Annotated in this window: 13 protein-coding genes and 2 pseudogenes; 11 read left to right on the plus strand and 4 right to left on the minus strand. The window is 64.8% G+C overall.

The window, feature by feature from the left end; genetic code table 11:
- Positions 1-14: 14 nt before the first annotated feature.
- The 7 genes from L2X98_RS09215 to L2X98_RS09245 all read left to right on the plus strand — a co-directional run bounded on the left by L2X98_RS09215 (position 15) and on the right by L2X98_RS09245 (position 7,956).
- Positions 15-1,091 (plus strand): hypothetical protein, encoded by a 1,077-nt coding sequence (locus L2X98_RS09215; protein ID WP_259613069.1) that lies wholly within the window; start codon positions 15-17, stop codon positions 1,089-1,091.
- A gap of 96 nt (positions 1,092-1,187) precedes the next feature.
- Positions 1,188-2,090, plus strand: a complete 903-nt coding sequence (locus tag L2X98_RS09220) for a hypothetical protein (protein WP_259613070.1) — start codon at positions 1,188-1,190, stop codon at positions 2,088-2,090.
- Positions 2,015-3,313 carry a DUF6339 family protein gene (locus L2X98_RS09225; RefSeq protein ID WP_259613071.1) on the plus strand — a complete coding sequence of 433 codons (1,299 nt, stop codon included), beginning with the start codon at positions 2,015-2,017 and terminating at the stop codon, positions 3,311-3,313. Before L2X98_RS09220 ends, L2X98_RS09225 begins: the two co-directional genes overlap by 76 nt.
- Before the next feature lie 25 nt (positions 3,314-3,338).
- Positions 3,339-5,348, plus strand: coding sequence for an AIPR family protein (locus tag L2X98_RS09230; RefSeq protein WP_259613072.1), 2,010 nt, complete (start codon positions 3,339-3,341; stop codon positions 5,346-5,348).
- Positions 5,349-5,413: 65 nt separating this feature from the next.
- Positions 5,414-6,514, plus strand: coding sequence for a DNA cytosine methyltransferase (locus tag L2X98_RS09235; RefSeq protein ID WP_259613073.1), 1,101 nt, complete (start codon positions 5,414-5,416; stop codon positions 6,512-6,514).
- 1 nt (position 6,515) lies between these two features.
- Positions 6,516-7,499: a restriction endonuclease PLD domain-containing protein gene (locus L2X98_RS09240; RefSeq protein WP_259613074.1), complete on the plus strand. Its 984-nt coding sequence runs from the start codon at positions 6,516-6,518 to the stop codon at positions 7,497-7,499.
- An 85-nt stretch (positions 7,500-7,584) separates the two neighbouring features.
- Entirely contained in the window at positions 7,585-7,956 is a 372-nt protein-coding gene (locus tag L2X98_RS09245; protein WP_259613259.1) for a very short patch repair endonuclease, read from the plus strand.
- Positions 7,957-8,332: 376 nt separating this feature from the next.
- On the opposite strand, the pseudogene L2X98_RS09250 reads toward L2X98_RS09245, so the two are convergent.
- A pseudogene (locus L2X98_RS09250) lies at positions 8,333-8,911 on the minus strand (transposase); the annotation flags it as partial.
- Positions 8,912-9,077: 166 nt separating this feature from the next.
- Between L2X98_RS09250 and L2X98_RS09255 the strand changes: the two are divergent.
- From L2X98_RS09255 to L2X98_RS09265, 3 genes are all read left to right on the plus strand, one after another.
- Positions 9,078-10,334, plus strand: a complete 1,257-nt coding sequence (locus tag L2X98_RS09255) for a hypothetical protein (RefSeq protein WP_259613075.1) — start codon at positions 9,078-9,080, stop codon at positions 10,332-10,334.
- A 212-nt stretch (positions 10,335-10,546) separates the two neighbouring features.
- A complete protein-coding gene (locus L2X98_RS09260) occupies positions 10,547-10,942 on the plus strand; it encodes a DUF6361 family protein (RefSeq protein ID WP_259613260.1) in 396 nt (131 codons plus the stop codon).
- Entirely contained in the window at positions 10,861-11,040 is a 180-nt protein-coding gene (locus L2X98_RS09265; RefSeq protein ID WP_259613437.1) for a hypothetical protein, read from the plus strand. Before L2X98_RS09260 ends, L2X98_RS09265 begins: the two co-directional genes overlap by 82 nt.
- A 202-nt stretch (positions 11,041-11,242) precedes the next feature.
- Here L2X98_RS09265 and L2X98_RS09270 read toward each other — a convergent pair whose 3' ends face one another.
- The 3 genes and pseudogenes from L2X98_RS09270 to L2X98_RS09280 all read right to left on the minus strand — a co-directional run bounded on the left by L2X98_RS09270 (position 11,243) and on the right by L2X98_RS09280 (position 14,625).
- Positions 11,243-12,070: an alpha/beta hydrolase family protein gene (locus tag L2X98_RS09270; RefSeq protein ID WP_259613076.1), complete on the minus strand. Its 828-nt coding sequence runs from the start codon at positions 12,068-12,070 to the stop codon at positions 11,243-11,245.
- A gap of 156 nt (positions 12,071-12,226) precedes the next feature.
- Complete coding sequence (locus L2X98_RS09275; protein ID WP_259613077.1) at positions 12,227-13,534, minus strand: Nramp family divalent metal transporter; 1,308 nt, start codon at positions 13,532-13,534, stop codon at positions 12,227-12,229.
- Positions 13,535-13,688: 154 nt separating this feature from the next.
- Positions 13,689-14,625: pseudogene (locus L2X98_RS09280) on the minus strand (dihydrodipicolinate synthase family protein).
- 240 nt (positions 14,626-14,865) lie between these two features.
- On the opposite strand from L2X98_RS09280, the gene L2X98_RS09285 reads away from it, so the two are divergent.
- The gene (locus L2X98_RS09285) at positions 14,866-15,840 is read left to right on the plus strand and encodes a substrate-binding domain-containing protein (RefSeq protein ID WP_435526276.1); all 975 of its coding nucleotides are present in this window, start codon (positions 14,866-14,868) and stop codon (positions 15,838-15,840) included.
- Positions 15,841-15,850: the final 10 nt, after the last annotated feature.

The following is a 15,850-nucleotide window of genomic DNA, read 5'->3' on the forward strand; positions in this document are numbered from 1 at the left end:
CAAAGGATCCGTCGGTGGAATCCAACGAGGATCTGCCGGCAATCATGGATTCGATCCGGGACGCGACGATGACCTGGGCGTGGCCACATTTCGCGGCCGCCAGCAGTGAGGCGAGCATCCGCTTCGCGTACTCGGTGGACGGCGCGCTGCTTCCCCTCGAGATCGACCACTATCCGCAGATCCAGCAGTTCGCGCTTGCATTCAGGGAAGCCGCTCGGGTCCAGACAGAGGATGGCTACGAGCCCTCATGGCAGGCTGAGGCCTACTCCCTCCCCCTGGACACCAAGCGCCCTCGAACGGGAGTCTTGGTTACCCGTCGGGCTCTCCAAGCGGAATCGATGGAGCGCCGGCTCAGCCGTGATCTCAACGCAACTGTCGCGCTCATGCGCGGCCCGCGCTTCGTAGTCCGCTACGAGAAGGTCGACCCGGATCCGCATGGCCAGTACTTGGCGGGGGTCTTCCTCGCGGACCCCGCAGTGGAGGATGACTTCGCTCGCTCGGAGCCCGTTACACACGACTCATGGGCGCGCGAGCACGGCGCGAGGAAGCTCCGACCCGTCGCCTGGACGCTCGACAGCATTCGAACCGCCACCACCGTGCGACTGCAGGCGCCCGATCCGGAGGACTCCAAGTCGAGCATCGGCGGAGTCGCACACCTCTCGCGCACGCTCGCTGAGAACCTCATGGGGTTCACTGGAAGGGGCGCAGAGAAGCAGCGAAGGACCCAAGGCACGCGTTCGAGAGTGGAGCTGAGCGTGACTGTCAATGGTGACCCCTCCCCTGTCGGCACGGATGGTGATGAGATCGTCGTGGACTTCCCACTCGCGGTTCGCATCCGTCCCGGCGCTGACTTGTCGCGCTGGAAGGTCATGGCAGACCCTCGCGTGGTCGCCGAAGCAGGTGGCGGCGCGACGAAGACTGATGTCGACACCCCCGCCGAGATTATCGGATGGGTGGCCGGTGACGACGTGGTCGCAAGCGGAGCTGTGATCGACGGCCCGAAGCTGAAGGCTGAGGGTCTGAAAGTTCGAGTGGTCCACACCCGCAGAGCCGCGATCACAGTGCAGATCTCGAAGGAGGCTCTCGCGTGACGCACTCGAGCCGGGGGTACCGCGTCCTGCCTCCCACGGCTTGCGCGCATCGACCGCTGGACGATCGCAGTTGAAGATGGGCCGTCCTACGACAACATGACGATCGCAACGGACTGGACGTACTACCAGAGCATCCAGGCGAGCGTCGAAGTGCTCTTGGACGCCGCAGGACTCGCGAGCGCGGCCGGACTGTCCGACGACGCAGAGTTCGGGGTGAGCCTTGCCTGGCGCACGAGCCGCGTGGGACTCCGCGGAAGCTCCGCGATCGTGCCTGTCGACGGCGCGGAAGTAAGCGCGAGCGTGCTGATCCCGGTAGGCGCAGTCGGCGGCTCGCTCACCCTCGAAGCGAAGGTCGTACTCGTGACTCCCGGGACCGGCCACCGGGATGAACTCGCGCCCACGGAGATGGGATCGGTCCTCTGGTCTATGGAGTGGCACGTCATGCTTGAGGGCATCGCGGCTCGACTCCCGATCATTCCCGTGTCGGCGAGTCAACACCCATTCATCGATCTGCACAATGCCCGGTGGCTGGTGAAGGTCGACATGGCCGACCTCGAAGCGCCCATCGACGCAGCGGTGCGCATCTTCGTGAATGAGTCGAATGAGAACGTGCAGCGAATGATGGCGGAACCGGGCGGCGAGACGGCAAACGCAATGACATCGTCACTGCTCATCGACATTCAGCGGGAGCTCATGCGTCTGGCGCTCGCGGAGGACAGCGTGTATGAGCACGACCGTGACTACCCCGATGGCTCTCTGGGAGATGCACTATCTGCGTCGCTCGGGCTGTTCCGGAAGGACTTCGAGCTCGTTGCAGAACATCGCCCAATACGATGCCGCCAGCTTCGACGTCGAACTGCAAGGCCGGCTCGGCGAGGAGCGGGTGAATGGCTGAGGTCCTTATGCCCGCTGGCTGGCCGCGCATGCCCATCGATGAGGCGGTCACTGCTATCTCGAAGCTGTGGGAGCAGTCGCCCGTCGCCGCGGCCGAGTACGTGAACACGGATGTCGAAGGACGCAGGTTCTACGCGACGGCACCTACTCGCGTCGACAAAAGAACGCTGGATGGGCTTCGAGATTCGGTCGTCGCGCTAGCCGAGAAGCACGGGTTTCCCCATACGCGGAACAGGCAGACCTACACCTTTGACCAAGAGCTGGCGGTGCTCTTCGCTGAGTCGGTTCCGATGCTTCCTGTTGAGGCTGCCGATGAAGAGGTTTGGGCGTTCATCACTCTCAGCGTGCTGCCAGACGTGGCGATATGGCGATGGCCCGCGATGCAGGGCGAACCTGACCGAACACTGGTCGATGACGAAGGGGAAACCCGATCGGACTCACGCACTGAGCGCCTCCTGGGCAGGCGACGTGGCGTGTTCCGGCAGGCATGGTGGCGAGGAAACCTGCTCGGACAGGACGCATGCTTGCGGCTCGACGAAGACAACTTCATCAACCTTACCGATCGAGTTTCGCTCACGGGCTACGGGGCCCTTGCGCGGCTCATTGTGCAGGCGCATCTCGACCGCGTAGGACAGGGCCCGTACCATCGGCGTTTCGCTCTTCGGCGCGCACTCATCCTGATCGGCCGTGAGTTCGGACGAATAGCCGTCGAAGCGCTGCCGGAGGAACACGTCAAGACCATCGTCAATCACGCGTTCGATCGCGCGACCGCTGACGTCGCTGAAGAACTGGAGTCGAAGAAGGCGGCCGCTGCCGCCAAGCGGGCCGCAAAGGCGAACGCGGCGGCTGCCAAGCCCGACGCTGAGGACCTACCGGCCGCATCCGAGATGTCGGCGAGTGGATCGCAGATCGATGTGGAGGACTCTAGCTCGACCGCTGACATGGGATCGCCGTCGAACGCTGTCCCGCCCGCAGACGCGAGAGCACGTTTCCTTCAGGCAACGGCGGCATACGCCGTGATCCTCGAGCCGATGCTGGTTCCAGTCGACTACACGACCGCGATGGCGATGCTGGTCCAGGCGAAGCAGCACCTCCGAACATTTGACGGTGATCGGGTTGCCGCGCGCATCTACGACGACCTGGCCGATCTCATGGGCGATTGGGCATCGCTTGACCACGACGCGAGGTCGATCGTCTATGCCGCGATCACGTACTTCGTTGAGGACGAGGACGTTGCTGCGGATGCCGACCCCGGTGGCCTGCTCGATGACGATGACGTCGTGGACTGCGCGTTCGCGGCGCTCGGGCGCGAACGCCATCTGAGCTGAAGCAGACATTCATAAGGAGAAGCCAATGGCGGAAGCGACCAGCCCGCTGGATACGCTGCGGACGATCATCTCGATCTCGGCAGAGAACGAGGGAGTTCCACCATCACGGGCATTCACTGGGCAGGGCATGGCACTGCTCGAGGAAGCCGGCCAGCTGAACGGACCTGAATGGTTTGCAAACCCAGTCGGTCGTATCGATGCGTTCGACTGGGATGCTGACACAGGTCGACTCACTGTGATCGTCACCGATTTCGCACCGAGCAGATGGGGCGAAGTCCGCGACAAGCGCGAACTGCTCCCCGCTGTGAGCGATGCCATTTCGCAGCTCACTCGACTGCTGCCCGCCGCAACTCGAAGCGATGGCGACGCCACGCGCGCAATCTCCTACCTGCGTGATCTGAGCGGTGAGATCCGGGCAATCCGAATCATCGCATTGTCGAATGGGTCCTACGAGACGCAGCAGGCGGCTCTGGAGAGCATCGCGGAGATCCCTGCAGAACTCACCGTCTGGGATGCCGGCGACCTCGCGACTGCGGTGGCGCATACTGCGGTCCGAGAGCAGACGATTCACTTCGACGATCAACCCGGAGGAGGTGTCCCCATTCTTGGGCCCATCGGGGAGCACGATGTGAGCTCTTACCTGATGGTCCTTCCCGGTGGCCTCATCGCCGATCTCTATCAAGCACACGGCGCAAGCATTCTGGGGCGCAACATTCGCGCGTTCCTCCAGGTGAACAACCGCGTGAACAAGGGCATCCGTCAGAGCCTGCGAGAGACGCCTGGATCGTTCTTCGCCTTCAATAATGGGCTCTCCCTGACTGCGACCGAACTGGAGCGATCGCTGGTTGGCGGGGAGCACGTCGTCACTTCGATCAAGGGCCTCGAGATCGTGAACGGCGGGCAGACGACGGCGTCCCTGCACCACGCCAAGTATCACGATGGAATCAGCCTTGCTGGCGTGTCTGTTCAGGCGAAGCTCACCGTTCTGCCCATCCGCGCCGACGAGATGGCTTTGCAGATCGCGCGGTTCGCCAACAGTCAGAGTCCCGTTCGGATGGGCGACCTCACCTCGAACAATCGCTTCTTCCAGAGCATCGAGCAGCTTTCGCGCACGGTGAACTTTTCTGCGGATCAGACAGGAAAGCTGTGGTTCTTCGAGCGCATCCGGGGGCAGTTCGCGACGGAGACCGCCGCCGCGCGCGCCCTCGGCGCGGAGGCGCGCTTCAAGCGGAAGTATGACCGCACTCGCCGTTTCGACAAGGCCGAGCTCGCGAAGTACGAGCTCGCGTGGCTTCAGATGCCGCAGGTCGTTGCCGCCGGCGCAGAGAAGTCGCTTGCAATCTTCATGAACCTCGAGCACGGACCGGCCTCCGGCGGCGTGCCTGATGAGAAGTACTATCGGCGACTCGTCGCGAAGGCCTTGCTATGGGCAGAAACCGACCGCGTCATCGGCTCGCTCGATCTCGGCGGATACAAGGCCGTCGATGTCGGATACACCATCGCACTGATCTCGAACCGGACAGCGGGACGGCTCGATCTGGACACCATCGCTCGGCGTCAGGACGCCGGGGACGCGTGGCGAGACGCCGTGACAGCTGTCGCCCCGGAGGTCCACGCGAACCTCATTCGCGACGCCGGAGCGCGGAACGTGTCGAGCTGGTCGAAGACTACGGCCGCGTGGTCTGCAGTGCAGGACATCGATTGGAACCCCGGTTCGGCTCTCACCACTTCAGAGCCTGCGCCTGACGCTACCCGCATGGCGGTTGCCGCGAGCCAGGCCGTGATCGGTCTCGCAGCAGATGACGAAGACATCACCGCCCGGGAACGAGTGGAGGAGTTCGGGAGTCAGGCGTGGTTCCAGCTGAGCTCCTGGGCGAAGGAGACCGACAACCTGCAGGGCTGGCAACGCGGCATCGCATTCAGCGTCGGACGACTCGTTGCGGCGGGGAAGACCCCGACGGCCAAGCAGGTGACGCAAGCGGTGAAGATCCTCGATGAGGCCGCCCGGTTGGGATTCGCCCCCAAGCGGGGCTGAACGTGGGCGTGGTGGCACCGGATGTCGGACGCCCGGGCGAGAATGGACGAGACGAACGGAGACTCATGACAACCTTCGCGCTGGGCGAGCTATTCTGCGGGCCAGGTGGAATCGCACTCGGGGCCCATCACGCAGCAGATGTTGTCCCCGGAATCGAGGTTACCCACGCATGGGCGTCTGATTACGACCACAGCACCTGCGCCACGTATCGCCGTAACATCCCGGGCGCAACAAGGGAATCGGTCATCCATCAGGACGTTCGCAAGCTCGACATCCGCGGCCTGCCCCCCATCGATGGTCTCGCGTTCGGCTTCCCGTGCAATGACTTCAGCCTGGTAGGAGAGCAGAAGGGCATCCACGGCAACTTCGGCCCGCTGTATCAGTACGGCGTCAATGCGCTGGAGGCACACAACCCGAAATGGTTCGTCGCTGAGAACGTGGGCGGCTTGCAAAGCAGCAATGAGGGTCGAGCATTCAAGATGATCCTCTCGGCGCTCCAGTCCGCGGGGAAACACGGCTACCGGCTCTACCCGCACCTCTACAGGTTCGAGCAGTACGGGGTGCCGCAGCGCCGTCACCGCATCCTCATCGTCGGCATCCGCGCCGACCTCGACATCGACTTCACGGTGCCCTCGCCGTCACTGTATGAGGAAGTCGACGTCAGCGTCGGTCGACGTCTCTCGAAGCCGCCGATTGCGGCTGATGCTCCGAACCACGAGCTCACGCGCCAGGCGAAGCAGGTTGTGGAGCGATTGACTCACATCCTCCCCGGCCAGAATGCCTTCACGGCTGACCTGCCGGAGCACCTCCAGCTCAATGTGGCCGGCGCTCGCATCAGCCAAATCTACCGTCGGCTCGAGTACGCCAAACCGTCCTACACCGTGACGGGGTCGGGTGGCGGCGGCACCCACGTCTACCACTGGCAGGAGCCGCGGGCACTCACCAATCGCGAGCGCGCGCGCATCCAGACATTCCCCGACGACTTCGTCTTCGAAGGGTCGAAGGAGAACGTCCGCAAGCAGATTGGCATGGCCGTCCCGGTCGACGGGGCCAGCGCGGTGTTCACTGCCCTGTTCCGCAGCTTCGCCGGCATCAGCTACGACAGGGTCGACGCGAACCTCCTCCACATGGTCCCGTCCTATGAGGAAGTCGCGGTAGCCAACTGACGTGAGCACTGATCTCATCCGCGACGATCTGTTCCAGCAGGTCCTGCTATCACCGTTGGCAGACGGTGCGGATGAGCTCCACATCCTTACGGGTTACGCCTCTGCAAGCTTCGCGATGTTTCACATCTTGGAAGCGCGCGAACACCTGAAGCGCGACTTCGGTATCCGGCTGAACATCGGCATGACTGGTACGGACGGCTTGCTGCTCAGAGCACACCAGGCGTACGCCGCTGCCGCAAGCGCTGTCTCGGGTGCCTGGCTCCGAATCGCATACGCTCCCGCCGGCATCTCCGACCATTCGAAGCTGTATGTGTGGCTGAGGGGCGGTATCCCGATCAAGGCGTGGTTCGGCTCTGCGAACTACTCCGCGACAGCGTTCGGAATCGACGGAACACGTCGCGAGACAATGGTCTCCATCGATGCGGCATCGGCCTGGCGGATGTTGCAATCTGCCGCGATCGAGTTCGTCCCGGCCGATGGAGCCGATGTCTTCTCCCAGGTTGAGATATACGAAGTGCTCGAGCAGGAGGTCCGGAGCAGAGTCACGGCCGCGAAGCCTGTGACACACGCGGAGCTCACGGGGCGACCCCAGATCTCGCTTCCACTCGTTCAACGAACGAAGAATCCTGGCGAAGTTCACAATGCGGGCGCAGGATTGAACTGGGGCCAGCGCGGAAACCGGCGGCGCGCCGAGGCGTATATTCCGGTGCCCGCGGCAGCGGCTAGATCTGGCTTCTTTCCAAACCGCGGCATCCCATTCGCAGTCCACGCTGATGACGGAGCAACTCTCTTTCTCACGGTCGCTCAGGACGGCGACAAGGCGCTGCACAGCGTGCCAGACAACGCCGACATCGGCTTGTGGTTTCGGCGCCGGCTGGGATTACCTGGTAATGCGTTCGTATCAACGCGAGATCTGCATCGCTATGGCGCCACCGAAGCAGTCTTCACCGCACTCGATGACGGCTCATACTTCTTGAGTTTCTGACGGTTGCGCGTCGCCGGCGGCCTACGCTTGCTGAATGGTCTCCATCGCCGTTCCGCCTCCCAGCACCGAGGGCGCACGACGGACAATGCTTGCCAACCGCCGCAGGGATACCACCCCAGAGCTCAGGGTCCGCCGCATCCTTCACGCCCGAGGCTTCAGGTACCGCGTGGACTTCGCACCCGTCGCCAAGTTGCGCTCGCGTGCCGATATCGTGTTCACCCGTGCGAAGGTGGCCGTATTCATCGATGGGTGCTTCTGGCACATGTGCCCTGACCACTTCATCATGCCGAAGTCGAACCGCGACTACTGGGAGCCGAAGCTCGCACGCAACGTGGAGCGGGACCGTCTGACTGATTTGAGGATGGCTGACGCGGGCTGGAAGGTGATGCGGTATTGGGAGCACGAGTCTGCTGTTGCCGTGGCGGACGACATCGCTCACCGACTTCAAGCAGACTAAACAAGACCGGGGTGATGAGCTCGTGGAGCGCTCCTCGAAGGTGTCGTCCATCGTTGATTCGACACTCTCGTAGGGCGCGAGACGACTGTCCTCGATGTGCACCTCGCGGGCCTCGCCGTACTCTGCCGCATCCATCCAGGCGCGCCCGTATCGCACAGCGGCCTCCCCTCCGACAATCAGCCGCCTCAGCGATCGGGGGCGGCGCAGTGCTCGTCATCGAACGGCTGCTAAGCGGAGCGCGCCAGCGCGAAGTCTGCAAGGAGTGTGCGGCGAGAACGGAGACGCAACCGATCGCTAGACTCTCGGCGTCGCAGGGAAGCGCCCGGGTCAAGCCCCGGGACGTGGTGTAGCCGTTGGTGATCCTTCTGGTTGTATAAGCGCTGAGTTCGAGGATGGGGTCGGTCACCTCGCTTCCGGTGTCGGGGATGAGGGTGAGGCGGGATTTAACGAGGATCTCGAGGCCGAGGTAGCGGCGGCCTTCGACCCATTCGTCGGTCTGCTCGGCCAGGACCGCGCCGACGAGGCGGATGATCGCGTCACGGTTCGGGAAGATGCCGACGGAGTCGGTGCGGCGGCGGATCTCGCGGTTGAGGCGCTCGTTGGGGTTGTTGGACCAGATCTGTTGCCAGAGCCCGTCGGGGAACTGCGTGAACGCGAGGATGTCCGTTCTGGCGGCATCGAGGTGCTCGAACGCGTCGGGGAGTTTCTCCTCGACGTAGTCGAGTAGTCGGTCGAACTGGGCGTTGACGCTGTCGGCGTCGGGCTGGTCGTAGACGGAGTGGAGCATCGCTTTGACCGCCGGCCACATACTCTTCGGGCAGACACTCATCAGGTTCGCTGCGTAGTGGGTTCTGCAGCGTTGCCAGACAGCTCCGGGCAGGTTCGCCGCGATCGCTTCCACGAGCCCGGCGTGGGCGTCGGAGGTGACGAGGCGGACCCCGCCCATGCCACGGGAAGGAGCTCACGGTTCGGCCTGTCTGAGCACCGCCCCGGTATGTCGATTCGCGTCCCTCCCGCGCGTAGAGCCAGTCATCATCGCCGGTTTGGCGGGGGTGTCGGCTGTATCGACTAGCGTGATTCAAGCGCAGACCTGCGCGACAGCCCACTCCACGGGAGCCGAAATGAACAGCGAGATCGAACTGATCGCAGACGGCGATGGCCTTGCCGTCATCGGTGATCGCACGGCGGTCGAACGCTTCCTGAGTTCTGCGGGCGTGCCGTCCAGAGACCTTGCGTTGCATCAGCGGCTCAGTTCGACACTCAGCACCGGAGCCGGTATCGCGCAGGCGAGCTCAGAGGTCGCCGCAAACGCCGGTCGCTGGGTGAAGCTCACAGAGGAGTCGGCGAAGGCCATGAACGTCGGGACGCTGATGAAGGGCTCCTCAAGCGGGGTCAGTCGTGCGGTGCTGACAGACAAGGGCAAGATCAAGGGCATCCTCGAAATCGTCAAGACGCCCCGGTCGATGCTGGCCAACCCGGCGATGCTGGCCGGCGCAAGCGGGCATCATGGCGCAAGCTCGCGATGCAGGCAAACGATGGAGGAGATCACCGACTACCTCGCCGCGATCGACGAGAAGGTGGACGACATCCTGCGCGCCCAGAAAGATGCCGCACTTGCCGACATGATCGGAGTCGGATTCGTCATCGATGAGGCGATGACGGTCCGCGACGAAGTCGGCCGAGTCTCGGATGTCACCTGGTCGAAGGTGAGCGGCGCACCGCAGACCATCGCGCGCACTCAGGCGTACGCCCTGCGACAGCTTGACGCCCTCGCAGAGAAGCTGGAGAAGAAGAACGGGGTCAGCGACCTCGCGAAGGTCTCGAAGATTGCTGAAGAGACCGTGCAGGAATGGCTCGCCGTCCTCGCCCGATGCTTCCAACTGCAAGATGGCATCGCGGTGCTCGAACTCGACCGTGTGTTGGACTCTTCCCCCGAAGATCTTGACCGCCACCGGGCAGGGCTCCAAACCGCTCGCCAGAAACGTCGGGAGCTCATCGCGCGCAGCACGGTGCGTCTCCTCGCCCGCATGGATGCGGCCGCTGCGACAGCCAACGCGAAGGTGTTACTTCACCCTCTACTGTCCGGCGAGGTGGTGCACTCAAGCAATCAGGTCGGGGGCCATGTCATCGAGTTCAACCAACGTCTGGGAATCGAGCAGGGCCGCCAGTCGGTGGAAGCGAAACGGTGGACAGAGGCAGCGTCCGACACGAAGGAAGCGATCATGCTGACGACGGCAGCCGGGGTGACGGCGACAGGACGCTTCGGGACCGAAGCCCTCATGAACGCCAAGTCTGTCGCCAGTAGTGCCTCAGCCGGGATCGCTGAGCGGTTCTCCCGTCGACGCGGTGAGCAACCATCGGATGACCACGCAAGCTGAGCTCAGAGCGCCCGATCCTTAACCCCAGGTTCACGACCAAACCTGGAACAGCAGCACATCGCCGATCGAGCGCCCCGGGCGGTGAGGACGAGGCATGCGAGCGGCATCAACCCCATCCCCCGCCCCAGGCAAGAGCGCGCGGAATTCACCGGTACGGTCGAACCATGTCCTCCTTCGGCTGGCTGGACGCCGACGCGGGCGAGCGGCGTCGGATGCTTGAGATCATCGACCTCTTCCGCGAGCCGGGCACGGTCGACGAACTCGGCATCGGCGCGGTGCGCGACGCACTCTCCGACATTCTGTTCCCGGGCACTTCGGTGCTGCACACACGTCTGCGCTACGTACTGTTCATCCCCTGGCTGCTGCGCCGTGCCGCCGACGACGGCGGCACACCCGACGAGATGCGCGCCCGGTTCCGCGCGCACGAATACCGTCGATGCGGCCGTCGAAGGTCGGCCGGCCGCGGCATCCGACATCACCCCGTTCTGGGTGTTCACGCGGCCCACCGGCGCCGTCATCGAACGGTATGTGCCGACGCAGCCGCTCAGTCGCGAGTCAGCGCAAGCTGGAGCGGCTCGAGCGCACCGTCGGCGCGTACCGGCTGGTGATGGGTCAGCCGCGGCAGGAGGACCTGCTGCGCTACATCGGCGAGCGTGACGAAGACCTGGAGTGGATGCGGATCGACCTCAGCCCGCCTGGGGAGTGAGGCGAGCCACCCTCAACCTTCGCTCGTGCGCTTTCTCGCCGCGCGGAGTGCTTGCGCATGGTCGGCGGCTGAGCTGTCATACAGTGACGCCGATGCGGCCTTGCTCGTCAGTGCGTCAAGTCGGTCGGTCGTCGCGCGGTGTGTGCGCTCGCGGTGCTCGAGCACGTCCGACAGCTTCAGTCGGCGGTGGCGATTCGGCTGGTCATAAGGAACGAATCGCTCCGGGGCCCAGCCGCCGCCGAGCCCACGTGCTCGGTCCGCTGGATACCGTCCCAGTAGAGGAGTGAATGAGAACGCGGATCGGAGAGTCCCCGGATGAAGTGCCCCGACGGAGAGCTGTCTCAGGCTGAGACCGCGACACACCTCGCGCATGCCACTCCGCGTCGGTCACGACCCTCGACGTCGAGAAGAGGACGTGCTTGCGCGAGCGGGTAGCGACCGAACTCGGCTGACCGGCGGTGAACCGCGCCGCCGCCTGTTCGACCAGCGGCAACAGTTCCGCTCCGCCGGGCATCTGACCCAGCTGCATCCCAAGTTGGGACAGCAGCACATCGCCGATCGAGCGCCCGGGCGGGGCTGTGAGCACGAGGCCGGCGAACGGCACGGCCTGCTCGCTGGTCGCGTAGTGGAGCACGTGCAGGCAGCCCTCGCTGTTGCCGAGCCCGACGACCCGCTCAGCATCCACATCGTCACGACCCGTCAGTGCGCCGACTGCAGCAACGATCTCGTCAAGGTGCGACTGCATGCTCATCCGGCCGACCAGCGCGGGAAGGTTCTCGGCGACGTACGGTCCGGATGCCCGCTTGTCGTACCTCATCGACACGAGGCCGGCGTCGGCGAGCGCCTCGGCGAGCGGCCTCGCGCTGCCGTTGCTGCCGGGGATCAGCGGTGAGGTCCAATCACGATCGGTCGGGCCGCTTCCGGCGACCATGACGACGGCCGGGTGAGGCCCCGGGGTGTCGGGCGCCGTGACGGTGCCGTACATCTCGATGCCGTCGAGGGACCAGCTCACCTCTGTGGAGTGCGTCACCCAGTCATGCTCTCACCGCGGCGAGGGCACACCACGGAAACCCGGACGCCGATTCCGATGCTGATGGGTCGTCCGATCGACATCAATCGGCACACGGCTGCGGGCATGGTGTGCCAGCGTCGCTGCCAGCACATCATGCCCGTGGTCGCACTCCGCCTAACTGAGCAGCCGAACGGCCAGCCGCACCGACAGCGCAAGCACGGCGACCAAACCGACCACGCCGGCGACGTTCTGCCACCACTTGTTGCGCATCTCGGCCATCAACCGGCGCCGGTTCGCCATCACGATGATCAGCACAGCGAGGATCGGCGAGACGAACACTGTGCAGGCCTGCGCGACCACGATCAGCTGGATGGGCGACGACTGGAAGGTGAGTGTCACCGCGATGCCGAACGCGAGGATGATGCCGCTGATGATCTTCGCTGCCCTCGAGTTGGATGTCGAGCCCTGGCCGAGGCCGTCAGAGAGCATCGTGCCGCCGGCGGTTGCGTTCGCGATCATCGACGAGAAGGCGGCACCGAAGAACCCGAGTGCGAAGATCGTCGAGCCCACGGCGCCGGCGACCGGCTTGAACACGCCCGCGAGCCCGACGATCGTCGTCGCCGTCTCACCGGTCTGCCCGAGCACGGCCGCCGCGACGATGATGACCAGCGCGGTCATGATCCCGGGTGCGACGATGCCGGGGATCGTGTCGACCATCGTCACGTCCCGGCACTCGGCCTCGGTCCGCTTGCGTTCTTTCGTGCCGTACGAGGTGTAGAAGGCGGCGTTGATCGAGAAGTTCGTGCCCACGAGTGCGACGATGAGCAGCCACGAGCCGCCCGGCGCGGTCGGCAAGAGGCCTGACGCCGCGTGCCCCCAGTCAGGGCGCGAGATGAAGGCGCTGATGATAAAGACTGCAGCCAGCACCGCCACTATCACGACGAGGATCTTCTCGATGACGCGGTAGACGTTCCTGATCAGCAGCACGGCGGCGACGGCCACCGTGCAGACCACGGTCCACATGATCGGGTTGCCGCCGAAGAGCATCGACAGCCCCAAGCCGGCGCCCACGGCGTTGCCCACCGAGAAGCACAGGGTGATGAGGAAGACGCCAACACCGGCGACGACGCCTACCCATCCGCCGAGGTGCTCCTTGATCGAGCTGATCAGCGAGACTGGAGTCTTGATGCCCAGTCGAACGCTCATGTCGGTGAGGAAGATCATCAGGATGGTCGAGACGACGATCACCCAGATCAGGGTGTACTGGAAGGCGCTGCCAGCCTGCACGGCGGTGGTGAGGTTGCCGGGCCCGAACTGCCAGGCGCCCGCCACGAACGCGGGGCCGATCAGGGCGAGCTGCTGCCAGAACGTGCGGCGCGTGGCATGCGAGTCTACGATTTTGCGCATGGTCTGCGTCGAGACCCGCCCGTAGCCGGTGCCGGGCGTAGTCGATGTGTGACGAGTTCTCGTTTCGTCGCTCATCAGGTTCTCCTTCGTTGGAGTGCGGCCGAGCCGCATGTCTTCATTGACGGTGATGTCACAGATCGTGCGGATGCACAACCCGCGAGAGGTTCCGGATACGGTCCGGATGGATGCCCGGGGGTGGGTTCCGCGGTCGGCCCACCCCCGAACCGGGTCAGGCCGATACTGAAACCGACTCCAGCCCAGCGGCGGCGAACGCCTGTGCGATCTCGGCAGCGGCGCCCTCCGGCAGCGGCAGCAGCGGCGTGCGCACGGTGGCGTGGTCGAGGATGCCGCGGCTGACCAGCCCCCACTTCAGCGCCACCGTGCCCTCCATGTGCGAACCGCGGTGGTAGACCGCCTTGGTCACGGGGAGGAGCCTCTCATGGATGGCATGCGCGGCCGCGTAGTCCTTGGCCTTGCCCGCTGCGATGAGATCGACGAGCAGCTCCGGCGCGATGTTGCCATAGCCGACGAGCAGGCCGTCGACATCGAACATCGTCGGCAGCAGGTACTCGTCGTGGCACGACAGGATCTGCAGGTCGGGGTACGCAGCGCGCAGCGCAGGGATCTCGGTGTACCACCGCCGCATGTTGCGCACGCCGTTCTTGGTGTGGTTCACACCCTCCTGACTGGCGATCTCCAGTTGCGTGTCGAGGTCGTAGGAGGCGTGCGTGTTGTCGGGGTACTGGAACAGGATCTCTTCGAGCCCGGACTCTTCCCAGATCGCGCGGTACCGAGTCTGCGGCGCGCCCGGCTGGAACCCGAAGCGCAGCCACCCGTGCGACGGGTAGACCAGAGCGCCCTGGGCTCCGGCATCCGCGGCGGCCTTGGCTTCGCGGGCGGAGGTCAGGTTTCCCTCTTTGGTGATGCCGGCGATGATCGGCAGCCGACCGTCCACCGAGTCGCGGAACGCGCGGATCACGTCGAGCTTGCTCGTCCTCGGTGAGGAACGTGCCCTCGCCGGCGTGCCCGAGCACGACCAGGCTCTTGACACCGTCGATCGAGCCGAGCCAGGAGCCCAGACGCTGGATCGCTGCGTAGTCGACGTCGCCGTCTTCGGTGAACGGGGTGACGGGGGCGGGGTTCAGCCCGCGAAGGTCGAGGACCATGTCATTCTCCTTGAGTGTGAACGTTTGCGGGAACGATTGCAAGTATGGCCGCCAGCGCACGAACAAGTCAAGAGAATTTGCAAGATCGTTCCCGCAAAGGTTTCCAATATCGGCGACGACGCCGGTAGGATCGTTGCGGAGAGGGGACCGTTGGCCAGCGAAGATCGGCTCGAACGACGCGTTGTGACGCTCAAGGACGTCGCCGAGGCGTCGGGCGTGAGCATCTCCACCGTGAGTCGGGTGCTGGATGAGCGCATTCCCCCGACCAAGTCCGCAGCGGCGGAGCGCGTGCGCGCCGCGGCTGACCGCCTCGGCTACCGCCGCAACACGTTCGCCTCGAGTCTGCGCCGGGGCGCGGCAGCGACTGTTGGCGTCTTGGTCCCTCGCCTGAGCGACACGGTGATGGCGCTCATGTTCGAGGCGATCGAGCGCACTGCCCGTCGGCAGGGATACTTCGCGGTCGTGGGCACCTGCGGAGACGACCCGAATGACGAACGGGCTGCCGCTGAGACGCTGCTCGATCGCGGCATCGACGGCCTCATTCTCGCGACCGCCCGGATGGATGATGCCCTGCCGACCTCACTGCGGGACCGCGGCATCCCCCATGTTCTCGTCCTGCGCACCGACCGGATCAGCCCGTCCTCACTCGGCGACGACGAGACCGGCGGCTACCTCGCGGCCCGGCATCTGATCGACCTCGGCCATCGCGATATCGCGCTCGTGAATGGCCCAGAGTTCACATCGACAGGCGTCGATCGCCATGCCGGTGCGCAGCGCGCGTTGCGCGAGGCGGGGATCAGCATCCCGCCAGAACGGGTGCTCTGGACCGGCTACGGGGTCGACGCCGGCGTCGATGTGGGACGGCAGTTGTTCGCGGGCGATGAGCGTCCCACCGCCGTCTTTGCGGCGAACGACAACCTGGCCGTCGGCGTGATCAACGCGGGGAGTGCGCTCGGGCTGACGCCGGGGCGGGAGTACTCCATCGTCGGGTACAACGACATCCCGCTCGCATCCCGGCTGCCGATCCCGCTCACCTCAGTCCGCACGCCGTTCGATCAGATCGCCGCGCGCGCGATCGAGTTGCTGTTGGACGGCGAGAAGCGCACCGGTACCGTGCAGCGCACGTTGCCGACCCTCATCCCGCGCGCGTCGACGGCCCGGCTTGAGGCCGTCGAGGTCTCGAGACACGGCGCATCTTCTACGTTCGAGCACTGACTCGAGAGCC

The sequence above is a fragment of the Microbacterium elymi genome, assembly GCF_021582895.2.
GTDB lineage: Bacteria > Actinomycetota > Actinomycetes > Actinomycetales > Microbacteriaceae > Microbacterium > Microbacterium humicola.

Excerpts from the sequence above, each read along its gene's own strand:
- L2X98_RS09220 (WP_259613070.1), top strand. The coding sequence starts at position 1,188 with ATGACGATCGCAACGGACTGGACGTACTACCAGAGCATCCAGGCGAGC.
- L2X98_RS09225 (WP_259613071.1), top strand. The coding sequence starts at position 2,015 with ATGCCCATCGATGAGGCGGTCACTGCTATCTCGAAGCTGTGGGAGCAG.
- L2X98_RS09230 (WP_259613072.1), top strand. The coding sequence starts at position 3,339 with ATGGCGGAAGCGACCAGCCCGCTGGATACGCTGCGGACGATCATCTCG.
- L2X98_RS09235 (WP_259613073.1), top strand. The coding sequence starts at position 5,414 with ATGACAACCTTCGCGCTGGGCGAGCTATTCTGCGGGCCAGGTGGAATC.
- L2X98_RS09245 (WP_259613259.1), top strand. The coding sequence starts at position 7,585 with ATGCTTGCCAACCGCCGCAGGGATACCACCCCAGAGCTCAGGGTCCGC.
- L2X98_RS09255 (WP_259613075.1), top strand. The coding sequence starts at position 9,078 with ATGAACAGCGAGATCGAACTGATCGCAGACGGCGATGGCCTTGCCGTC.
- L2X98_RS09260 (WP_259613260.1), top strand. The coding sequence starts at position 10,547 with ATGCTTGAGATCATCGACCTCTTCCGCGAGCCGGGCACGGTCGACGAA.
- L2X98_RS09265 (WP_259613437.1), top strand. The coding sequence starts at position 10,861 with ATGTGCCGACGCAGCCGCTCAGTCGCGAGTCAGCGCAAGCTGGAGCGG.
- L2X98_RS09275 (WP_259613077.1), bottom strand. The coding sequence starts at position 13,534 with ATGAGCGACGAAACGAGAACTCGTCACACATCGACTACGCCCGGCACC.